Source organism: Janibacter sp. CX7 (assembly GCF_024362365.1).
GTDB lineage: Bacteria > Actinomycetota > Actinomycetes > Actinomycetales > Dermatophilaceae > Janibacter.
In genome coordinates, this window is the sequence record NZ_CP101464.1 from 990,096 (window position 1) to 1,008,515 (window position 18,420).

The following is an 18,420-nucleotide window of genomic DNA, read 5'->3' on the forward strand; positions in this document are numbered from 1 at the left end:
TCGGGGGACGATGGGGGGCATGACCGCCATGATCGTGGGCCTGCTGATCTGCCTCGCCCTGTCCGTCCTCGTCATGGGGCTCGTCGCCGTCCCCGCCCGCCGCGAGGGGCGTGAGATCCTCACCGCCCGGGGCGAGCGCGTGGTGGTCAAGGTCCGCGAGAGCGCCGACGGCGCCGCGAGCCGCACCTCCGGCCTCATCTCCAGCGCGACGCCGAGCAAGCGCAAGGCCTCATGACGGCTGGCACCGACCCGACAGGATTCCGCGGCCCGGTCGACCCTGGGGTTCGTCCGCAGGACGACCTCTTCGGCCACGTCAACAACCACTGGCTCGACCGCGTCGAGATCCCGTCCGACCGCGGTCGCTACGGCGTCTTCGACGTGCTGCGCGAGCGGGCCGAGGAGGACGTGCGCGTCCTCATCGAGGAGGTCGCGGCCGCTGTCGAGTCCGGTGCCGCCGACGACCCGGTCGCGGCCAAGGTCGGCGCCCTCTACAGCTCCTTCATGGACGAGGCCCGGGCCGACGAGCTCGGCGCCCAGCCGATCGGCGAGCTGCTCGCCGCGGTCGACGAGGTGACGAGCGTGCCCGACCTCGTCGGGCTCACCGGGCGCCTGGCCCGCGACGGCGTGAGCGGCGCCGTCCTCCCCTTCGTCAACACCGACGACCGTGACTCGACCCGCTATGTCCTGTACCTCGAGCAGGGTGGTCTCGGGCTGCCCGACGAGTCCTACTACCGCGAGGAGCAGCACGCCGAGGTCCTCGCGGCCTACCGCGGGCACGTCGTGCGGCTGCTCGCGCTCGCGACCGGGCTCGACGAGACGGCTGCCGCCGAGACCGCGGAGCGGGTCGTCGACCTCGAGGTGACGCTCGCCGGCCACCACTGGGACCGCGTGACCAACCGCGATCCCGTCAAGACCTACACGCTCGTCGACGCCGCAGGGCTCGCCGAGCTGGCGCCAGCGGTCGACTGGAGCGCCTGGGCCCGAGGGCTCGGGGCGGAGGCTCCCTTCGCCGAGGTCGTCGTGCGTCAGCCCGACTTCCTGCGCGGCTTGTCGGCGGCGCTCGAGTCGGTCGACCTCGCGACCTGGCAGGACTGGCTGCGGCTGCGCATCGTCCAGTCGCACGCGGCCTACCTCGACGCAGCCGTCGTCGCCGAGGAGTTCGACTTCGTCGGGCGCACCCTCTCCGGCATCCCCGAGCAGCGCGCCCGGTGGAAGCGTGGGGTCTCGCTCGTCGACGCCTCGCTCGGCGAGGCCGTCGGCCGGCTCTACGTGGAGCGGCACTTCCCACCGGCGGCCCGCGAGCGGATGGAGGAGCTCGTCGGCCACCTCGTCGAGGCCTTCCGGCGGTCCTTCGCCCAGTCGTCGTGGATGGGGGAGGAGACCCGCGCCGAGGCCGCGGCGAAGCTCGAGGCCTTCACGCCCAAGGTCGGCCACCCGGCCTCGTGGCGCGACTACTCCGCGCTCGAGATCGACGCCGACGACCTCGTGGGCAATGTGCGGCGGGTGGCGGCCTTCGAGGTCGACCGGGCGCTGCACAAGCTCGGTGGCCCGGTCGACCGCGACGAGTGGTTCCTCACCCCGCAGACGGTCAACGCCTACTACAACCCCGGGCTCAACGAGATCGTCTTCCCCGCGGCGATCCTCCAGCCGCCCTTCTTCGACGCCGACGGCGACGACGCGGACAACTACGGCGGCATCGGGGCGGTCATCGGTCACGAGATCGGGCACGGCTTCGACGACGTCGGCTCGACGTACGACGGGCAGGGCAACCTGCGCGACTGGTGGACCGAGGAGGACCGGGCGGCCTTCGAGCAGCGCCGCGACGCCCTCGTCGAGCAGTTCGACGGCTACACCACCCGCAATGCGCCCGGACACACGGTCAACGGCGCGCTGACGGTGGGGGAGAACATCGGCGACATCGGCGGCCTGGCCATCGGGCACGCGGCCTACCGGATCGCCGTCGGCGACGCGGCCGAGGAGGTCGGCGAGGACGGGCTGACCGGCGACCAGCGGTTCTTCAGCAACTGGGCGCGAGTGTGGTGCGGCGACGCGCGCACCGAGGAGGCCGTGCGGCTGCTGTCGATCGACCCGCACAGCCCGCAGGACGTCCGGGCCAATGCCGTGCGCAACATCGACGCCTTCCACGAGGCCTTCGGCACCGCCGAGGGCGACGACATGTGGCTCGACCCGCACGAGCGCGTCTCCCTCTTCTGAGCCGATGACCCGCGAGGTGTCGTCAGCGCGTGACCGGGATGCGCTCGGCCGCGCGGAGAACTCGCGTCCACGTGACGGCCTCGGCCGACCCCTGCCGCACGGCAGCGCGGGCGTGGCGCGAGTGGAGGCGCGCGAGCGCACCCCCGACGAGGCGCTGGCCGAGGCCCAGGAGTACCTCGACGCCGAGATGCCCTTCCACGCCCACGAGGTGCTCGAGGAGCAGTGGAAGCGTGCCCCCGAGCCCGAGCGTGCCCTCTGGCAGGGGCTGGCCCAGCTCGCCGTCGGCCTGACCCACCAACGCCGGGGCAACTCCCGCGGCGCGGTGAGCGTGACGAGCCGCGGCGCCGACGCCGTCGAGCGCTATGTCGCGATCGCCCCCCACGGGATCGACGTCGGCGGGCTGGTCGTCTGGGCGCGGGCGCTGGCCGCCCGGCCCGACGGCGAGGTGCCGGTGCCCTCCCTTCGCCTGGTCTGAGGGGAGCGCCCGCCACGGGTTCGGCGAGGTCGGTGGGGCCTGCGAAGATGACCCCGTGATGGGAATCGACACGCTGACCGAGTACATCGCCGTCGCGATCGGGCTGCTGGTCCTCCTCGGGGGGCTCGCGGTGGGCCTGCTGCGCGGAGGCCGGGGCAAGAGCAAGGAGCTGCCGCCGGAGCACCGCCCGCCGGAGCGCCCCAAGGGCACCACCGACCACCGCAGCGGCACGATCGTCCTCGACCGGCCGAGTGACCACGCCCAGCCCCAGGCTCCGCCTGCCGAGGCGAAGGGGGAGACCCCGCCTGCCGAGACGAAGCCTGCGGAGCGCCCCGCCGAGCCGGCCGCGCCCGAGACGACCACATCCACGACGAGCGAGCCCGAGACCGCGGACGAGGACGTCACGCCCGTCGGGCCCGATGCCGGCGCCGAGCGGGCCACCACCGCCCCGCCGGCCACGACCGAGCCGGCCACCGAGACCACGCCGGACGCTGACGCCCCGGTCGAGCCCGAGGTGCCCACCGCGCCCGAGACGGCCGAGCAGGCCGCCGTCGAGCCCGAGCTCGACACCCCCGCCCCGACCAAGGACCGGATGCGCTCGCTGCGCACCCGCCTGGCCCGCTCCAACGGCGCGATCGGCAAGGGCCTGCTCGCGCTGCTGTCGCAGGGCAAGCTCTCCGAGGAGGACTGGGAGGAGGTCGAGGACACCCTGCTCGTCGCCGACCTGGGCATGGAGCCGACGACCGAGCTCGTCGACTCGCTGCGCGAGCACGTCTCCGTCGACGGCACGACCGACCCCGAGGTCGCCAGGGACTGGCTCTACGCCGACCTGCTGCGCCTCGTCGACCCGACCATGGACCGCGGCCTGGCCGCCTCGCGCGTCGACGGTCGCCCCGCCTGCATCCTCGTCGTCGGGGTCAACGGCACCGGCAAGACGACGACCGTCGGCAAGCTCGCCCGCGTGCTCGTCGCCAACGACCGCGACGTCGTGCTCGGTGCGGCCGACACCTTCCGCGCCGCAGCGGCCGACCAGCTCGAGACCTGGGGCGCCCGGGTCGGCGTCCCGACGATCCGCAGCGACCGTGAGGGCGCGGACCCCGCGGCCGTGGCCTTCGACGCGGTCAAGGCGGCCGCGGACACCGAGGCCGACGCGGTGATCGTCGACACCGCCGGTCGCCTGCACAACAAGGTCGGCCTCATGGACGAGCTGGCCAAGGTCAAGCGCGTCATCGAGAAGCAGACCCCCATCGACGAGGTGCTCCTCGTCCTCGACGCGACGACCGGGCAGAACGGCCTGGCCCAGGCGAAGATCTTCGCCGAGGCCGTCGACGTCACCGGTGTCGTGCTCACGAAGCTCGACGGCACTGCCAAGGGCGGCATCGTCGTCGCCGTGCAGCGCACGCTCGGGGTGCCGGTGAAGCTCGTCGGCCTCGGCGAGGGGCCGGACGACCTCGCGCCCTTCGTGCCGGAGGCCTTCGTCGACGCCATCGTCGGCTGATCCGGCAGCACCACGACGAAGGGGCGCCCGCCGCGACATCGCGGCGGGCGCCCCTTCGCTGTGCCCGGGGCCGGGCGGGGTGATCAGGTGCGCTGGTTGAAGGTCAGGTAGTAGCGCAGCTGGGTCGAGGTCTGGATCGCCCAGGCGACCTCGACGTTGACCGTCGAGGTGCGGCTCGAGTCACCGGGGACGGGCGCGGTGCACGTGGCCGTGCGGCCCTTGATGAGGACGATGCCGCCGATGCAGTTGATGTCCGACTTCGTGTGGCCGTACTGGCTCATGCCACGCGCGATCTGCCCCTCGAGGTCGTCGGCGCTCAGCTGGTGCCGGCTGCTCGTGTTGGGCGTGCCCGCGGGGGCCGGGGGGACCGACTGCGTGGACGACGGCGAGTAGGTCGACGAGGGTGTGGTGGTCGTCGACGGGGTCGTCGGCTCCGTGGTCGGCTCGGTGGTCGGCTCGGTGGTCGTCGTGGGCTCTGTGGTCGTCGTGGGCTCTGTGGTCGTCGTGGGCGGGGCCGTCGACGAGGCCGTGGTCGTCTCGTCGTCATCGTCGCCGAGCGCCACCAGACCGATCCCGCCGCAGCACACGAGGGCCAGGACGAGGGCGACCGCGCCAGCGATCCAGGCCCACGCCGGGACGCCACCCTTGGTCGGCGGGGTCCCGCCGGGGTGACCTCCGTAGGGGTTGGTGCCCTGCTGACCGTACGGCTGCTGGCCGTAGGGCTGCTGACCGTACGGCTGCTGCTGTCCCTGCGGCTGGCCGTAGGGCTGCTGACCATGGGGCTGCTGGCCGTAGGGCTGGTGGGGACCGGGCTGGCCCGGAGGGGTGGGCGGCTGCGTCATGACTCTCCCTGCTCGTGGTGCGCCGGGAGGCTGCATGCTGGTGTTCCCCCCGGAAATGCCTGTCTGTGTCCTGCAACCCAACGGTAGGCCAGACCCGCGAGCGCGTGCAGGCCGGGCAGGCGCAGCGCGACCCCGACGGGCCGCACCCACCAGCGCGAGGCGAGGAGCACCGCCGCGACGGCGTCGTGGCCGGAGGCGATGGCGCCGTCGGCGCCGACCCACTGCAGCGCCTCGTCGCACTGCTCCTGCGTCAGGCCGAGCGAAGGGAGGTCCAGCCGCTGGCTCGGGGCGACGTCGTAGTCGGCGGGAGAGCGACGCAGGCGCCGGACGACGAGGTCGGCGCAGGTCGTGCACATGCCGCAGTCGCCGTCGAAGACGAGGATCGGACGCATGGACCGATCGTCCCACGTGCTGGGACGGATCCGGCCGCGTCACAGAGGATTAACGCGCACGGGCGAGCGGAAACAGCGCCGTAACATCGCGCGCCCGGAGCCGAAACGGCGCCGCACGAGGGTTCATCCCATGAGTCCAGCCATCACGCCCCTTGCGGCGAACCCACCAGCGATCGACACGTCGGCGACGGCCTTCATGATCATCTGCGCAGCGCTCGTGCTGCTGATGACTCCGGGCCTGGCCCTCTTCTACGGCGGCATGACCCGCGCCAAGTCCGTGCTCAACATGATGATGATGAGCTTCGGCGCCATGGGCGTCGCCGGCGTCGTCTACGTCCTGTGGGGCTACTCGATGTCCTTCGGCGGGTCCGACATCGGCGGCATCTTCGCCAACCCCTTCGACAAGTTCGGCCTGCGCGGTGTCGCCAGCACGGTCGAGGGCGTCACCGGGACCGTCGGGGCCGACGGCATGCCGGTCATCGACGTCTTCGGCGCCGACGTCTTCATCCCCGAGGTCCTCTTCGCCGGCTTCCAGCTGACCTTCGCGATCATCACGGTCGCGCTCATCAGCGGTGCGATCGCCGACCGGGCGAAGTTCTCCACCTGGCTGGTCTTCTGCGCCATCTGGCTGACCGTCGTCTACTTCCCGATCGCCCACATGGTCTGGGGCGGCGGCCTGCTCTCCGGCGCCGAGACGAGCGTCGCCTCGTGGCTCTTCGGCAGCACCGACGGCGCGGCCACCATCGCGCCCATCGACTTCGCCGGCGGCACCGTCGTGCACATCAACGCCGGCATCGCAGGCCTCGTCCTCGCGCTCGTCGTCGGCAAGCGCCTCGGCTTCGGCAAGACCGCGATGCGCCCGCACAACGTGCCGCTCGTCATGATCGGCGCGGGCCTGCTGTGGTTCGGCTGGTTCGGCTTCAACGCCGGCTCGGAGCTCGCCGCCGATGGCGTCGCCAGCCTCGTCTGGGTCAACACCACCGCCGCGACCGCGGCCGCGATCCTCGGCTGGCTGCTCGTCGAAAAGCTGCGTGACGGTCACGCGACCTCCGTCGGTGCCGCCTCCGGTGTCGTCGCCGGCCTCGTCGCCATCACCCCGGCCTGCGGCGCCCTGTCGCCCGTCGGCTCGCTCGTCCTGGGCCTCGTCGCCGGTGCCCTCGCCGCGCTCGCCGTGGGTCTGAAGTTCCGATTCGGCTACGACGACTCGCTCGACGTCGTCGGCGTGCACCTCGTCGCCGGGCTCTGGGGCACCGTCGGTGCCGGCCTGCTCGCCACCGACGGCGGCCTGCTCTACGGCGACGGCTTCGACCAGACGCTGCTGCAAATCGTCGTCGCGCTCATCAGCCTGGTGATCTCCGCCGTCCTCACCTTCGTCATCGCGATCGCCCTCAAGGCCACAATGGGCTGGCGCATCGCCGAGGACGACGAGGTCTCCGGCATCGACTCCGCCGAGCACGCCGAGTCCGGCTACGACCTGGGCGGTGTCGGCGCGAGCCGGGCCCGCTCGGTCCTCGGCTCCACCCTCCCCACCCGCGCCGACACCGTCACCGAGAGCGAGGTCCGGGCATGAAGCTCGTCACCGCCATCATCAAGCCCCACCAGATTGACGACGTGAAGGAGGCGCTGGAGTCCTTCGGCATCACCGGCATGACGGTGAGCGAGGCCAGCGGCTACGGACGCCAGCGCGGCCACAGCGAGGTCTACCGCGGCGCCGAGTACACCGTCGACTTCGTGCCGAAGATCCGCCTCGAGGTCCTCGTCGAGGACATCGACGCCGAGTCCGTCGTCGGGGCTGTCGTCAGTGCCGCCCGCACCGGTCGGATCGGTGACGGCAAGGTCTGGGTCACGCCGATCGAGGACGTCGTGCGCGTGCGCACCGGGGAGAAGGGAGTCGAGGCGATCTGAGCCTCGGACCCCACATGACCCGCACCGGAAGCGACATGCGATCCGCGCGGCTCGACCTCGCCGGCACCCGGGAGTTCACCCTCCCCGGTGCCGGCGAGGCACGCCGGGCGGCCATCGGCGAGGCGACCCGCAGCTGGCTGACCGACCTCTACCGGGAGGCCGTGGGGGAGCGCGAGGGGATCGCGCTCGCCGCCGTGGGCTCACTCGGCCGCGGCTGGTCCGGGCCGCTGAGCGACCTCGACCTCGTGCTCGTCCACGACGGGCGCAGCATCCGCCCCGGCGATCTCACGGCCATGGCCGACCGGCTCTGGTACCCGATCTGGGACTCGGGCCTGGCCCTCGACCACTCCGTGCGCTCGTCCGCCGAGTGCCGGGCCGTCGCCCGCGACGACCTGTCCGCGGCCGTCGGCCTGCTCGACCTCTCCCTCGTCGTCGGTGACGAGGAGCTCGTCGCCGGTGTGCGCTCCACCGTCGCGCACGACTGGCGCTCCGGGGCCCGCACCCGGCTGCCGCAGTTCGTCGAGACGGTGCGGGCCCGTCACCACCGGCACGGCGACCTCAGCCAGCAGGTCGAGCCGGACCTCAAGGAGGCCCTGGGCGGCCTGCGCGACGTCACCGTCCTCGACGCGCTCACCCGCGCCTGGCTCACCGACCGCCCCCACGGCGCGGTCGGGCCGGCCCTCACCCGGCTGCTCGACGTCCGCGACGCGCTGCACGTCGTGAGCGGCCGCGGTCGTGACCGGCTCCTGCGCGAGGAGCACGACGCCGTCTCCGCCCTGCTCGGCTTGGCCGACCCCGACGACCTGCTGACGCAGGTCTCGAGCTCGGCCCGGACCATCGCCTGGGCGCTGGAGTCGACGATGCGGCGTGCCAGCCAGAGCCAGCGGGCCCGCACGCTGCGGGTCGGACCCCGCCGACCGACGATGACCCCGCTCGGCCACGGGCTCTTCGCGCACGACGGCGAGGCGGTCCTCGGCTCGACCCGGCTCGTCGGGGTCGACGCGAGCCTCCCCCTTCGTGCTGCCGTCGTCGCGGCCCGCCACCGGCTGCCGCTCGCGCCGCAGACCCTCGCCAACCTCGCGGCCTGCCCCGACCTGCCGACACCGTGGGACGAGCAGGCCCGCGACCTGCTCTCCGACCTGCTCGCCGCCGGCCCCGGGCTCGAGGCCGTCTGGGAGGGCCTCGACCAGGTCGGCGTGGTCGAGCGCTGGCTGCCGGAGTGGACCGCGGTGCGGTGCCGCCCGCAGCACAACCCCGTGCACCGGCACACCGTCGACCGGCACCTGCTCGAGACCGTCGCCCGGGCGGCGGCGCTCGCCCGCGACGTCGCCCGGCCCGACCTGCTGCTGCTCGCCGCCCTGCTCCACGACATCGGCAAGATCGCTGGTGCCCGCGACCACTCGCGCACGGGCGCCGACCTCGCCGACGGCGTGCTGCGGCGCTGGGGCCTGGCCGAGGAGGACCGCGAGGTCGTCGTGCTGCTCGTCCGCGAGCACCTGACCCTCATCGAGATGGCCACCCGGCGCGACCTGTCCGACCCCGCGACCGCGGCGGCCGTGGGCGACCTCGTCGGGCAGGACGCGCAGACCTTCGAGCTGCTGCGGGCGCTCACCGTCGCCGACGCCCGGGCTGCCGGGCCCGCGGCCTGGACCGACTGGCGCGCCAGCCTGCTCGACACGCTCACGGGACAGGTCCGCGCCCGGCTCACCGGGGTCGCGCCGCCCGTGCCGCCCCTCGCGCCCGCCCCACGGGTCGACGACGAGGCCATCGGCGACGTCGTCGCCGGCCGACCGCACGTGCGCGTCGAGCCGGGGCCGGGTGGGTGGACGCTCACCGTGCACTGCCGGGACCGGACGGGCCTCTTCGCCGACACCGCGGGCCTGCTCGCCGCGCACGGCATGACGGTCCGTCGGGCCCGCCTGGCGACCGTCGACGGCATCGCCGTCGACGAGTGGTTCGTCGAGTCGCCCGGAGGCGACCCGCCGGAGCCGCTGCGGATCACCGCCGGCCTCACCCGCCTCGAGGCAGGTGACCGTGCGGCGCTCGGCTCCCTCGCCCGGCGCCGACGCGCCCCGGAACGGTCCGGGACGGCCGGCGGCGCCCGCGCCTTCGTGCTGCCGAGCGCCGGCAGCGGGGCGACGGTCATCGAGGTGCGCGCGCAGGACCGACCGGGGCTCCTGCACGACCTCGGCCTCGTCCTCGCGGGGGAGGGGCTCAGCGTCAGGTCGGCGCACATCTCCACGCACGCGGGCCAGACCCTCGACACCTTCTACGTCACCGACCGCGATGGTCGTGAGCTCGGGCCGGCCGCCGTGGCCCGGGCCGTCTCGGCCGTCATCGACGGGTGTGACGGAGACGGTGACGAAGGGAGCGCCGCGGGCAGATAACCTTGGCCGGGTGTTCACCAGCCTGTCCGACCGCCTGACCGCGACCTTCAAGAACCTCCGCGGCAAGGGGCGCCTGTCCGAGTCCGACGTCAACAAGACCGTCCGGGACATCCGGATGGCCCTCATCGACGCCGACGTGGCGCTGCCCGTCGTCAAGGAGTTCACCGCCGCGGTGCGCGAGCGTGCCACCGGCGCGGAGGTGAGCCAGGCCCTCAACCCCGCCCAGCAGGTCATCAAGATCGTCAACGACGAGCTCGTGACGATCCTCGGTGGCAACACCCGCACGATCCAGTTCGCCAAGCGGCCGCCGACGGTCATCATGCTCGCCGGCCTCCAGGGCTCCGGCAAGACGACCTTCGCCGGCAAGCTCGGCGCCTGGCTCAAGGAGCAGGGCCACACCCCGCTCCTCGTCGCGGCCGACCTGCAACGCCCCAATGCCGTCACCCAGCTCGAGGTGACCGGTCAGCGTGCGGGCGTCCCGGTCTTCGCGCCGGAGCGCGGCAACACCGGCGGCCACGACGCCGTCCTCGAGTCGGGGGAGGGCACCCGCTCCTTCGGCGACCCGGTCTCGGTCAGCCGCGCCGGCATCAGCCACGCGCAGGCCCAGCACCACGACGTCGTCATCGTCGACACCGCCGGCCGTCTCGCCGTCGACGCCGAGCTCATGCAGCAGGCGGCCGACATCCGCGCCGCCGTCGAGCCGGACGAGGTCCTCTTCGTCATCGACTCGATGATCGGCCAGGCGGCCGTCGAGACCGCGCGGGCCTTCGCCGAGGGCGTCGACTTCACCGGTGTCGTCCTGTCGAAGCTCGACGGTGACGCCCGCGGTGGTGCCGCGCTGTCGGTTGCCGGCACGACCGGGCGGCCGATCATGTTCGCCTCCACCGGCGAGCAGACCAAGGACATCGAGGTCTTCCACCCCGACCGCATGGCCGGCCGGATCCTCGACATGGGTGACGTCCTGACGCTCATCGAGCAGGCCGAGCGCGCCTTCGAGCGCGGCGAGGCCGAGGAGATGCAGCGCAAGTTCCTCGCCGAGGAGGACTTCACCTTCGACGACTTTCTCCAGCAGATGTCCGCGATCAAGCGGATGGGCTCGCTGAAGTCGATGCTCAAGATGATGCCGGGCATGGGCCAGATGTCCGCCCAGCTCGACAACCTCGACGAGCGCGAGTTCGACCGGGTCGAGGCGATGGTCCGCTCGATGACCCCCTTCGAGCGCACCCACCCCAAGCAGATCAACGGCTCGCGTCGCTCGCGCATCGCCAAGGGCTCGGGCGTGACTGTCTCCGAGGTCAACCAGCTCCTCGAGCGCTTCACCGAGGCGCAGAAGATGATGAAGCAGCTCGCCCGCGGCGGCGGCATGCCGGGCATGCCCGGTGTCCCCGGCATGGGCGGCGGGCGCAAGAAGCAGACCAAGCAGCCCAAGAAGAAGGGCAAGTCGGGCAACCCCGCCAAGCGCGCCCAGCAGGAGCGCGAAGCCGCCGAGAAGGCGGCCGGGCGCGGTCCCGCCGGGTCCGCCTTCGGCGGCGGTGCGGCCGGTGGCGGTGCTGCTGGTGGCCAGGGCGGCCTGCCGGCCGACCTCGACCCGAGCCAGCTGCCGAAGGGCTTCGAGAAGTTCCTCGGCGGCGGCAGCTGATCGACCGATGGGTTCGCCGACGCTCCACGCGGTGACCTCGGGGACCTCCGGCCCCCGGGTCGCCTTCTGCCACGGGCTCTTCGGCCAGGGGCGCAACTGGACCCAGATCGCCAAGGGGCTGGCCGACATCAGCCGGCCGACCCTGCTCGACATGCCCGACCACGGACGGTCGCCGTGGACCGAGCGCTTCGACTACCCGACCGCCGCCGACATCGTCGCCGACAACCTGCGGGCGATCGACCCGGACGAGCCGTGGATCGTCGTCGGGCACTCGATGGGCGGCAAGATCGCGATGCTCGTGGCCCTGCGCCACCCCGAGCTCGTCGAGCGGCTGTGCGTCGTCGACATCTCGCCGGCCGCGACGACGAGCTTCAGCGAGTTCGAGACCTACATCGCCGCGATGCAGGCGATGGACCTCGGCAGCATCACCACCCGTGAGCAGGCCGACGCGGCGATGCGCGAGGCCGCGCCCGACCCGGGAGTGCGGGCCTTCCTCCTGCAGAACCTGCGCCGTGAGGGCGAGGGCTGGCGCTGGCAGCCCAACCTCGAGGTGATCGGCCGCGACATCGCCACCATCGGCGGCTGGCCCACCGACGAGGTGGCGGGTCTCGCCCCCTTCGACAAGACGGTGCTGTGGCTCGCCGGCGAGCGCTCCCTCTACGTCACCGACGACGAGCTCGCCGAGATGCGACGACTCTTCCCCCGGGTGCGGCTCGTGACCGTCAAGGGCGCCGGGCACTGGGTGCACTCCGAGGCGCCCGAGGTGACGCTCCAGTCGCTGCGGGCGCTCATCACCTCGTCACGCTGACGCCGGGGTGTGATGGAGTGGAGGTGTCCGGCGGTCATGCCGGGCACCCCGACCGAGAGGACCCGATCATGTCCCGCATCGTCGTCATCGGTGGCCACGGCAAGGTGGCCCTGCTGCTCGCCCCGATCCTCGCCGAGCTCGGGCACTCGGTGACCTCCGTCATCCGCAACCCCGACCACGCCGCCGACGTCGAGGCGGCCGGGGCCACCCCGCTCGTCGCCGACGTCGAGACGCTCGACACCGACGGCATCGCCGAGGTCCTCGGCGGCCACGACGCCGTCGTGTGGTCCGCCGGCGCCGGCGGGGGAGACCCCGAGCGCACCCGGGCCGTCGACCAGGACGCGGCGATCCGCTCGATGGAGGCCGCGCAGCAGGCCGGCGTGCGGCGCTACGTCATGGTGAGCTACTGCGGCGCCGGACCCGACCACGGTGTCGACCCGGGCAGCTCCTTCCACGCCTATGCCGAGGCCAAGGCCGCGGCCGACGAGCACCTGCGCGGCACCGACCTCGACTGGACTGTCCTCGGCCCGAGCGGGCTGACCCTCGACCCGCCGACCGGCAAGATCCAGGTCGGCCGTGAGGGGAGCGGCCAGGTCTCGCGGGCCAACGTCGCCCGGGTCGTCGCGGCGACCCTCGATTCCAACGGCACCGTGCGGCGCACCATCGAGTTCCACGACGGCAGCACGCCGATCGACGAGGCCCTGCGCTGACCCGAGCAGTCTGGATAGCCTGCCGACATGGCTGATGTGCTGCACGTCAAGGGCGAGGTGCTGGTCTCCGAGCAGGAGAGCGTGCCGGAGCTGTGGGTCATCGACGGCAAGGTCTCCTTCACGCCGCCGACCAGCGGTGACGTCGAGACGGTGACCGGCTACGTGCTGCCGGGCTTCGTCGACGCGCACTGCCACGTCGGACTCGACGCCCACGGGGCGGTCGACGACGCGACGAGCGAGCAGCAGGCGCTCACCGACCGTGACGCGGGGACCCTGCTCATCCGCGATGCCGGCTCCCCGGCCGACACCCGATGGATCGACGAGCGCGACGACCTGCCCAAGATCATCCGCGCCGGCCGGCACATCGCTCGCACCAAGCGCTACATCCGCAACTACGCGCACGAGGTCGAGCCCGAGCAGCTCGTCTCGCGGGTGCGGGCCGAGGCCCGCGCCGGCGACGGCTGGGTCAAGCTCGTCGGCGACTGGATCGACCGCGGGGTCGGCGACCTCGCTCCCTGCTGGCCGCGTGAGGTGCTCGTCGAGGCGATCGCTGCCGCCCACGAGGAGGGGGCGCGGGTGACCGCCCACTGCTTCGGCGAGGAGTCCCTCGCCGACTTCGCCGCGGCGGGCACCGACTGCATCGAGCACGCGACCGGGCTCGTGCCCGAGACCGTCGCGGCCTTCGCCGAGCAGGGCATCGCCATCGTGCCCACCCTGGTCAACATCGAGACCTTCCCGCAGATCGCGGCCCCCGCCGCGGAGAAGTTCCCCGACTACCACCGGCACATGCTGCAGCTGCACGAACGGCGCTTCGAGACGATCGCCGCAGCCCACGACGCCGGCATCGACGTCTTCGTCGGCACCGACGCGGGCGGCTCGCTGCCCCACGGTCTCGTCGCGCAGGAGATGGAGCTGCTGACCCGGGCCGGATTCACCACTCGTGAGGCGCTCGCCGCCGGCACCTGGCGCTCCCGTGACTGGCTGGGTCACCCCGCCATCGCCGAAGGGGAGGACGCCGACCTCGTCGTCCTCGCCGATGACCCCCGTGAGGACGTGCGGGCCTGCGGCACACCGGCGCACGTGATCCTGCGGGGCGCTCGGGTCGGAGGCGGCTGAGCCCCGGGACCATCGGGTCGTCCGATGATCCCGGGGCTCGCGGGGGAGACGCTCAGGCGGGCTCGGCGACGAGCTCGCGCTCGTCCTCGGGGGAGTTGGCCTCGGCCGCGACCTCCGCGCGGTGGGCGCGGTAGCTGTAGGCGACGGCGGCGATCCAGCCGACCCAGATGACGGCGTAGATGCCCCAGACGGCGCTGCTGCCGAGGGCGAGGCCGTCGCCGCCGATGATCGTGCGGGCATTGGTCAGGACGATCAGGCCGCCGACGAGCGAGCCGAGGATGCGCGGCGGGATGGTGCGCACGAGCCAGGCGGCGATGGGGGCGGCGATGGCGCCACCGATGAAGAGCATCGCGACCCAGGAGAAGGCGATCCCCTGCGACCCGAGGGCGGCGAGGAAGCCGATGCTCGCGGCGACGGAGATGAGGAACTCGCTCGTGTCGATCGAGCCGATGACCTTGCGGGGCTCGAGCCGGCCGCTCGCGAGGATCGCGGGGGTGCCGACCGGGCCCCAGCCGCCACCGCCGGTCGCGTCGACGAAGCCGCCGAAGAGCCCGAGCGGCGCGAGGAAGCGCTTGCGCAGCGGCGTGCCGAGGCGGTCCTTGCGCAGACCCTTGAAGGTGAAGCGGAGCAGGACGTAGAGGCCGAGGGCGAGCAGGATCCCGGACATGACCGGCTTGGCCGTCGAGGTGTCGAGGCTGGCGAGGAAGGTCGCGCCGGCGAAGGCGCCGATGGCGCCGGGGACGCCGATCTTGAGCACGACCGGCCAGTCGACGTTGCCGAAGCGCCAGTGCGAGGCGCCCGAGACGAGGGTGGTGCCGATCTCGGCGAGGTGGACCGTGGCGGACGCGGCCACCGGGTTGGTGCCGATGGCCAGCAGCAGCGTCGTCGTCGTGACGCCGTAGGCCATGCCGAGGGACCCGTCGACGAGCTGGGCGAGCAGGCCGACGACGGCCAGGAGGACGAGCTTGCGCATACGGAGGACTCTTTCCGTGAGGAGTGTGCGGCGCCCGGGCGAAGTCACTGCTTCTCCCATGGGACTAGGGGGAGTTTTGCCCACGGTCTGCTTATGGGTCAAGTAACGGTCAGTTATGTCTCAGGGTGTGGTCTCCCGGGAGCGCGCCCCAAGGGATACTGGGCGGCATGGACATCTCGGCCCGATCGGACTACGCCGTCCGCGCGATGCTCACCCTCGCGGCGGCGAGCGAAGGGGGCGGCCCCGTCTCGGTCGTCCGGCTCGCCGCGGACCAGGAGCTCCCGCGCAAGTTCCTCGAGGCGATCCTCGCGGACCTGCGCCGCTCCGACCTCGTCACGAGCCGCATGGGTGCCAGCGGGGGCTACCTGCTCGCGCGGCCCGCCGACCAGATCGCCGTCGGTGACGTCATCCGTGCCGTCGACGGCCCGCTCGCCGAGGTGCGGGGGGAGCGTCCGCAGGCCACGAGCTACGAGGGGGCTGCCACCCACCTGCGCACGGTGTGGGTGGCCGTGCGCTCCAGCGTCCGCTCCGTCCTCGACGGCACCACCCTCGCCGACGTCCTCAGTGGTGACTTCCCGGACGCGGTCACCGAGGCCGTCGCCGCCCCGGGGGCCTGGGAGAACCGCTGAGAGCGCTGTCTGGGCCGAGGTGATCCCTGCGGCGGGTGACGTCCCGCCCCCTTCGTCCTGACGTGTTTTGGCCGGGGGTGGCCCCTCGTGGAACAATCGCCGCCGTACCCGTCCGCGCTGCTGCGCGCCGGATGCCTACACCCCGAGCTCGATACCCCGTGCGAACCGCGCACGGTCTCGCCGTGCTCACGAAACGAAGGGACCACTCACGTGGCCGTCAAGATCCGTCTGAAGCGCATGGGCAAGATCCGCGCTCCGTTCTACCGCGTCGTCATCATGGACTCCCGCGCCAAGCGCGATGGCCGTGCGATCGAGGAGATCGGCAAGTACCACCCCACCGAGGAGCCCTCGGTCATCGACATCGACAGCGAGCGCGCGCAGTACTGGCTCGCCCAGGGCGCCCAGCCCACCGAGGCCGTCGCCGCGCTGCTCAAGGTCACCGGTGACTGGCAGAAGTTCAAGGGCGAGGCCGGCGCCGAGGGCACCCTGAAGGTCAAGGAGCCCAAGACCTCGAAGAAGGACCTCTACGAGGCCGCTCTCGCCTCCTCCGACAAGGAGGGTGCCGAGCACGAGGCCATCACCGCGAAGAAGAAGGCCGACAAGGAGGCCGCCGACAAGAAGGCGGCCGAGGAGAAGGCTGCTGCGGAGAAGGCCGAGGCCGAGGCTGCCGAGGCCCCCGCCGAGGAGACCCCGGCCGAGGCCGAGACCACCACCGAGGCCTGACATGCTCGACGAGGCGCTCGAGCACCTGGTCACCGGCATCGTCGACCACAAGGACGACGTCGTCGTCCGGAGCAAGAACCTGCGTCGCGGCCAGATCCTCGAGGTGCGCGTGCACCCCGACGACCTGGGTCGCGTCATCGGTCGCTCCGGCCGCACCGCCTCCGCCCTGCGCACCGTCCTCGGTGCGCTCTCCGGCGGGGAGAACGTGCGGATCGACATCGTCGACACCGACCGCGAGCGCTGAGGGCAGCGCCCACGTCATGACGGATGGCCGTCACCCTGCGGGGTGGCGGCCATTCGCCATGTCGGGCCGCGGGTACATATCTTGTCCGGCATGACTTCCACGCAGGGCCACGTCGTCGCCCGCATCGGCAAGCCGCACGCGCTGCGCGGCGAGGTGACCGTCCAGCTGCACACGGACGACCCGGAGAGCCGCCTCGTCCCGGGCGCCGTCTTCGAGACCCGGGCCCAGCCCGGCTCGGGCGTGCCGCGCCGGCTGACCCTGGCGACGACCCGCGTGCACCGGGGCATCTGGCTGCTCGGCTTCGAGGAGATCCCCGACCGCACGGGCGCGGAGTCGCTGCGCGGCACCCGCCTCGTGCTCGCGGAGGGCGAGCCGGACCCGACCGAGGACGACGAGGGCTGGTACGAGGAGGACCTCGTCGGTCTGACCGCGGTCGCGCCCGACGGCACCGTCGTCGGTGAGGTCGTCGCCCTCGAGCTCGGCGCGGCCCAGGACCGGCTGAGACTGCGGCGACCGGACGGCAGCGAGGCGCTCGTCCCCTTCGTCGAGGCGATCGTCCCCGAGGTCGACCCCGAGGCCGGCCGGCTCGTCGTCGACGCGCCCCCCGGTCTGCTCGACCTCGACGCGAAGGGGGAGTGAGCCGTGCGCATCGACGCCGTCTCGATCTTCCCCGACTACCTCGGCGCCCTCGACATCTCGCTCATCGGCAAGGCACGCCGGGACGGGATCATCGACCTGCGGGTGCACGACCTGCGCGACTTCGCCCACGACCGGCACCGCACCGTCGACGACACCCCCTACGGCGGGGGAGCGGGCATGGTCATGAAGCCGCAGCCCTGGAGCGAGGCCCTCACCCACGTGCTCGACTCCGCCGACGAGACGACCGGCCCGGCGCCGGTTCTCGTCGTGCCCGGCCCGGGGGGTGAGCGCTTCACCCAGGCGACGGCGCGCGAGCTGGCGCAGGCACCGTGGCTCGCCTTCGCCTGCGGTCGCTACGAGGGCATCGACGAGCGGGTCTACGAGTGGGCCGCCGAGCGGATGCCGGTGCGGGTCATCTCGCTCGGCGACTACGTGCTCAACGGCGGCGAGGTCGCCGTCCTCGCGATGGTCGAGGCCATCGGCCGGTTGCTGCCGGGGGTCGTCGGCAATGCCGAGTCCCTCGTCGAGGAGTCGCACGAAGGGGGTCTGCTCGAGTACCCGATCTACACCAAGCCCGCGGTGTGGCAGGACGGCGACGGCGTCGAGCGAGCGGTCCCCGAGATCCTCCTCGGTGGCCACCACGGGGCGATCGCGCAGTGGCGCCACGAGCAGCGCCTCGCCCGCACGGCGGCGCGTCGCCCCGACCTGCTGCACGTCGCGGCGACCACCTCGGAGCTCGCCGGCCTCGAGCACTCGGTCGCCACCCGCGCCGACGCGGCCGAGCTGACGGTGCTGCAGAAGGCCTGCTGGATCGAGATGGTCACCCCGCAGCAGCACTGGTGGGGCGCGCCGGCCGAGGACGCCGCGACGGTCGCCGACAACCTCGAGCACTGGACGACGCACCTCTTCCGCTCGCAGGGGCGGCTCGTGGGGTCGGTACGGGTGCGCCGCGACCCGCAGGAGCCGACGACCTGGCAGATCGGGCGGCTCATGGTCGCCCCCGACCTGCAGGGGCGCGGCCTCGGGCGGGCGCTGCTCGCGCACGCCGAGGCCCTGGCCCCGGCCGACACGAGCACCTACTGGCTCAACACCGGAGCAGACCAGGAGCGGCTGCTGCGGCTCTACAAGAAGGCCGGCTACCGCGTCTGCGGGCCCGGCGAGGGCCCCGGCACGGTCGACCTCACCCGGCGGCGCCGCTCCTGAGGAGGCGAGGGTCGAGCCGTCTC

General features: G+C 72.9%; 19 protein-coding genes. 16 read left to right on the top strand and 3 right to left on the bottom strand.

The features are described 5' to 3' along the window. Positions 1 to 19: 19 nt before the first annotated feature. From NMQ01_RS04875 to ftsY, 4 genes are read left to right on the top strand one after another with little or no spacing between them, the layout of a single operon-like run. Entirely contained in the window at positions 20 to 235 is a 216-nt protein-coding gene (locus NMQ01_RS04875; protein ID WP_255185742.1) for a hypothetical protein, read from the top strand. Next, a complete protein-coding gene (locus NMQ01_RS04880; protein WP_255185743.1) occupies positions 232 to 2,214 on the top strand; it encodes a M13 family metallopeptidase in 1,983 nt (660 codons plus the stop codon). Before NMQ01_RS04875 ends, NMQ01_RS04880 begins: the two co-directional genes overlap by 4 nt. 4 nt (positions 2,215 to 2,218) lie before the next feature. After that, on the top strand, positions 2,219 to 2,689 hold the full coding sequence (locus NMQ01_RS04885; RefSeq protein ID WP_255185744.1) for a DUF309 domain-containing protein: 471 nt from the start codon (positions 2,219 to 2,221) through the stop codon (positions 2,687 to 2,689). Positions 2,690 to 2,747: 58 nt separating this feature from the next. After that, positions 2,748 to 4,187, top strand: coding sequence for a signal recognition particle-docking protein FtsY (gene ftsY / locus NMQ01_RS04890; protein WP_255185745.1), 1,440 nt, complete (start codon positions 2,748 to 2,750; stop codon positions 4,185 to 4,187). An 83-nt stretch (positions 4,188 to 4,270) separates the two neighbouring features. On the opposite strand, the gene NMQ01_RS04895 is transcribed toward ftsY, so the two are convergent. Beyond that, positions 4,271 to 5,029, bottom strand: coding sequence for a DUF4333 domain-containing protein (locus tag NMQ01_RS04895; protein ID WP_255185746.1), 759 nt, complete (start codon positions 5,027 to 5,029; stop codon positions 4,271 to 4,273). Further along, positions 5,026 to 5,421, bottom strand: a complete 396-nt coding sequence (locus NMQ01_RS04900; protein ID WP_255185747.1) for a thiol-disulfide oxidoreductase DCC family protein — start codon at positions 5,419 to 5,421, stop codon at positions 5,026 to 5,028. The genes NMQ01_RS04895 and NMQ01_RS04900 overlap by 4 nt, the downstream gene beginning before the upstream one ends. Before the next feature lie 130 nt (positions 5,422 to 5,551). On the opposite strand from NMQ01_RS04900, the gene NMQ01_RS04905 reads away from it, so the two are divergent. From NMQ01_RS04905 to NMQ01_RS04935, 7 genes are all read left to right on the top strand, one after another. After that, positions 5,552 to 6,991: an ammonium transporter gene (locus NMQ01_RS04905; RefSeq protein ID WP_255185748.1), complete on the top strand. Its 1,440-nt coding sequence runs from the start codon at positions 5,552 to 5,554 to the stop codon at positions 6,989 to 6,991. Then, positions 6,988 to 7,326: a P-II family nitrogen regulator gene (locus tag NMQ01_RS04910; protein ID WP_255185749.1), complete on the top strand. Its 339-nt coding sequence runs from the start codon at positions 6,988 to 6,990 to the stop codon at positions 7,324 to 7,326. The genes NMQ01_RS04905 and NMQ01_RS04910 overlap by 4 nt, the downstream gene beginning before the upstream one ends. A gap of 14 nt (positions 7,327 to 7,340) precedes the next feature. Then, positions 7,341 to 9,713, top strand: a complete 2,373-nt coding sequence (locus NMQ01_RS04915) for a [protein-PII] uridylyltransferase (RefSeq protein ID WP_255185750.1) — start codon at positions 7,341 to 7,343, stop codon at positions 9,711 to 9,713. A 10-nt stretch (positions 9,714 to 9,723) separates the two neighbouring features. After that, complete coding sequence (gene ffh, locus NMQ01_RS04920; protein WP_255185751.1) at positions 9,724 to 11,352, top strand: signal recognition particle protein; 1,629 nt, start codon at positions 9,724 to 9,726, stop codon at positions 11,350 to 11,352. A gap of 31 nt (positions 11,353 to 11,383) precedes the next feature. After that, complete coding sequence (locus tag NMQ01_RS04925; RefSeq protein ID WP_369694848.1) at positions 11,384 to 12,160, top strand: alpha/beta fold hydrolase; 777 nt, start codon at positions 11,384 to 11,386, stop codon at positions 12,158 to 12,160. Positions 12,161 to 12,228: 68 nt separating this feature from the next. Next, on the top strand, positions 12,229 to 12,870 hold the full coding sequence (locus NMQ01_RS04930; RefSeq protein ID WP_255185753.1) for an SDR family oxidoreductase: 642 nt from the start codon (positions 12,229 to 12,231) through the stop codon (positions 12,868 to 12,870). A 27-nt stretch (positions 12,871 to 12,897) separates the two neighbouring features. Continuing rightward, the gene (locus NMQ01_RS04935; RefSeq protein ID WP_255185754.1) at positions 12,898 to 13,986 is read left to right on the top strand and encodes an amidohydrolase family protein; all 1,089 of its coding nucleotides are present in this window, start codon (positions 12,898 to 12,900) and stop codon (positions 13,984 to 13,986) included. A 52-nt stretch (positions 13,987 to 14,038) separates the two neighbouring features. Here the strand turns inward: NMQ01_RS04935 and NMQ01_RS04940 are convergent, their stop codons facing one another. Beyond that, entirely contained in the window at positions 14,039 to 14,959 is a 921-nt protein-coding gene (locus NMQ01_RS04940) for a sulfite exporter TauE/SafE family protein (protein WP_255185755.1), read from the bottom strand. A 167-nt stretch (positions 14,960 to 15,126) separates the two neighbouring features. Between NMQ01_RS04940 and NMQ01_RS04945 the strand changes: the two genes are divergently transcribed. The 5 genes from NMQ01_RS04945 (at position 15,127) to trmD (ending at position 18,397) form a co-directional block, all read left to right on the top strand. Next, positions 15,127 to 15,588, top strand: coding sequence for an Rrf2 family transcriptional regulator (locus NMQ01_RS04945; protein ID WP_255185756.1), 462 nt, complete (start codon positions 15,127 to 15,129; stop codon positions 15,586 to 15,588). A gap of 210 nt (positions 15,589 to 15,798) precedes the next feature. Beyond that, positions 15,799 to 16,311, top strand: a complete 513-nt coding sequence (gene rpsP, locus NMQ01_RS04950) for a 30S ribosomal protein S16 (protein ID WP_255185757.1) — start codon at positions 15,799 to 15,801, stop codon at positions 16,309 to 16,311. A 1-nt stretch (position 16,312) separates the two neighbouring features. Next, positions 16,313 to 16,555 (top strand): RNA-binding protein, encoded by a 243-nt coding sequence (locus tag NMQ01_RS04955; RefSeq protein WP_068319604.1) that lies wholly within the window; start codon positions 16,313 to 16,315, stop codon positions 16,553 to 16,555. Between the two features lie 90 nt (positions 16,556 to 16,645). Further along, positions 16,646 to 17,194: a ribosome maturation factor RimM gene (rimM, locus tag NMQ01_RS04960; RefSeq protein ID WP_255185758.1), complete on the top strand. Its 549-nt coding sequence runs from the start codon at positions 16,646 to 16,648 to the stop codon at positions 17,192 to 17,194. Between the two features lie 3 nt (positions 17,195 to 17,197). Continuing rightward, a complete protein-coding gene (gene trmD, locus NMQ01_RS04965) occupies positions 17,198 to 18,397 on the top strand; it encodes a tRNA (guanosine(37)-N1)-methyltransferase TrmD (protein WP_255185759.1) in 1,200 nt (399 codons plus the stop codon). The last annotated feature ends 23 nt before the right edge of the window (positions 18,398 to 18,420 follow it).

Coding starts and splice junctions, on each gene's coding strand:
- NMQ01_RS04875 (WP_255185742.1), top strand. CDS start 20: ATGACCGCCATGATCGTGGGCCTGCTGATCTGCCTCGCCCTGTCCGTC.
- NMQ01_RS04880 (WP_255185743.1), top strand. CDS start 232: ATGACGGCTGGCACCGACCCGACAGGATTCCGCGGCCCGGTCGACCCT.
- NMQ01_RS04885 (WP_255185744.1), top strand. CDS start 2,219: ATGACCCGCGAGGTGTCGTCAGCGCGTGACCGGGATGCGCTCGGCCGC.
- ftsY (WP_255185745.1), top strand. CDS start 2,748: ATGGGAATCGACACGCTGACCGAGTACATCGCCGTCGCGATCGGGCTG.
- NMQ01_RS04895 (WP_255185746.1), bottom strand. CDS start 5,029: ATGACGCAGCCGCCCACCCCTCCGGGCCAGCCCGGTCCCCACCAGCCC.
- NMQ01_RS04900 (WP_255185747.1), bottom strand. CDS start 5,421: ATGCGTCCGATCCTCGTCTTCGACGGCGACTGCGGCATGTGCACGACC.
- NMQ01_RS04905 (WP_255185748.1), top strand. CDS start 5,552: ATGAGTCCAGCCATCACGCCCCTTGCGGCGAACCCACCAGCGATCGAC.
- NMQ01_RS04910 (WP_255185749.1), top strand. CDS start 6,988: ATGAAGCTCGTCACCGCCATCATCAAGCCCCACCAGATTGACGACGTG.
- NMQ01_RS04915 (WP_255185750.1), top strand. CDS start 7,341: ATGACCCGCACCGGAAGCGACATGCGATCCGCGCGGCTCGACCTCGCC.
- NMQ01_RS04930 (WP_255185753.1), top strand. CDS start 12,229: ATGTCCCGCATCGTCGTCATCGGTGGCCACGGCAAGGTGGCCCTGCTG.
- NMQ01_RS04935 (WP_255185754.1), top strand. CDS start 12,898: ATGGCTGATGTGCTGCACGTCAAGGGCGAGGTGCTGGTCTCCGAGCAG.
- NMQ01_RS04940 (WP_255185755.1), bottom strand. CDS start 14,959: ATGCGCAAGCTCGTCCTCCTGGCCGTCGTCGGCCTGCTCGCCCAGCTC.
- NMQ01_RS04945 (WP_255185756.1), top strand. CDS start 15,127: ATGGACATCTCGGCCCGATCGGACTACGCCGTCCGCGCGATGCTCACC.
- NMQ01_RS04955 (WP_068319604.1), top strand. CDS start 16,313: ATGCTCGACGAGGCGCTCGAGCACCTGGTCACCGGCATCGTCGACCAC.
- rimM (WP_255185758.1), top strand. CDS start 16,646: ATGACTTCCACGCAGGGCCACGTCGTCGCCCGCATCGGCAAGCCGCAC.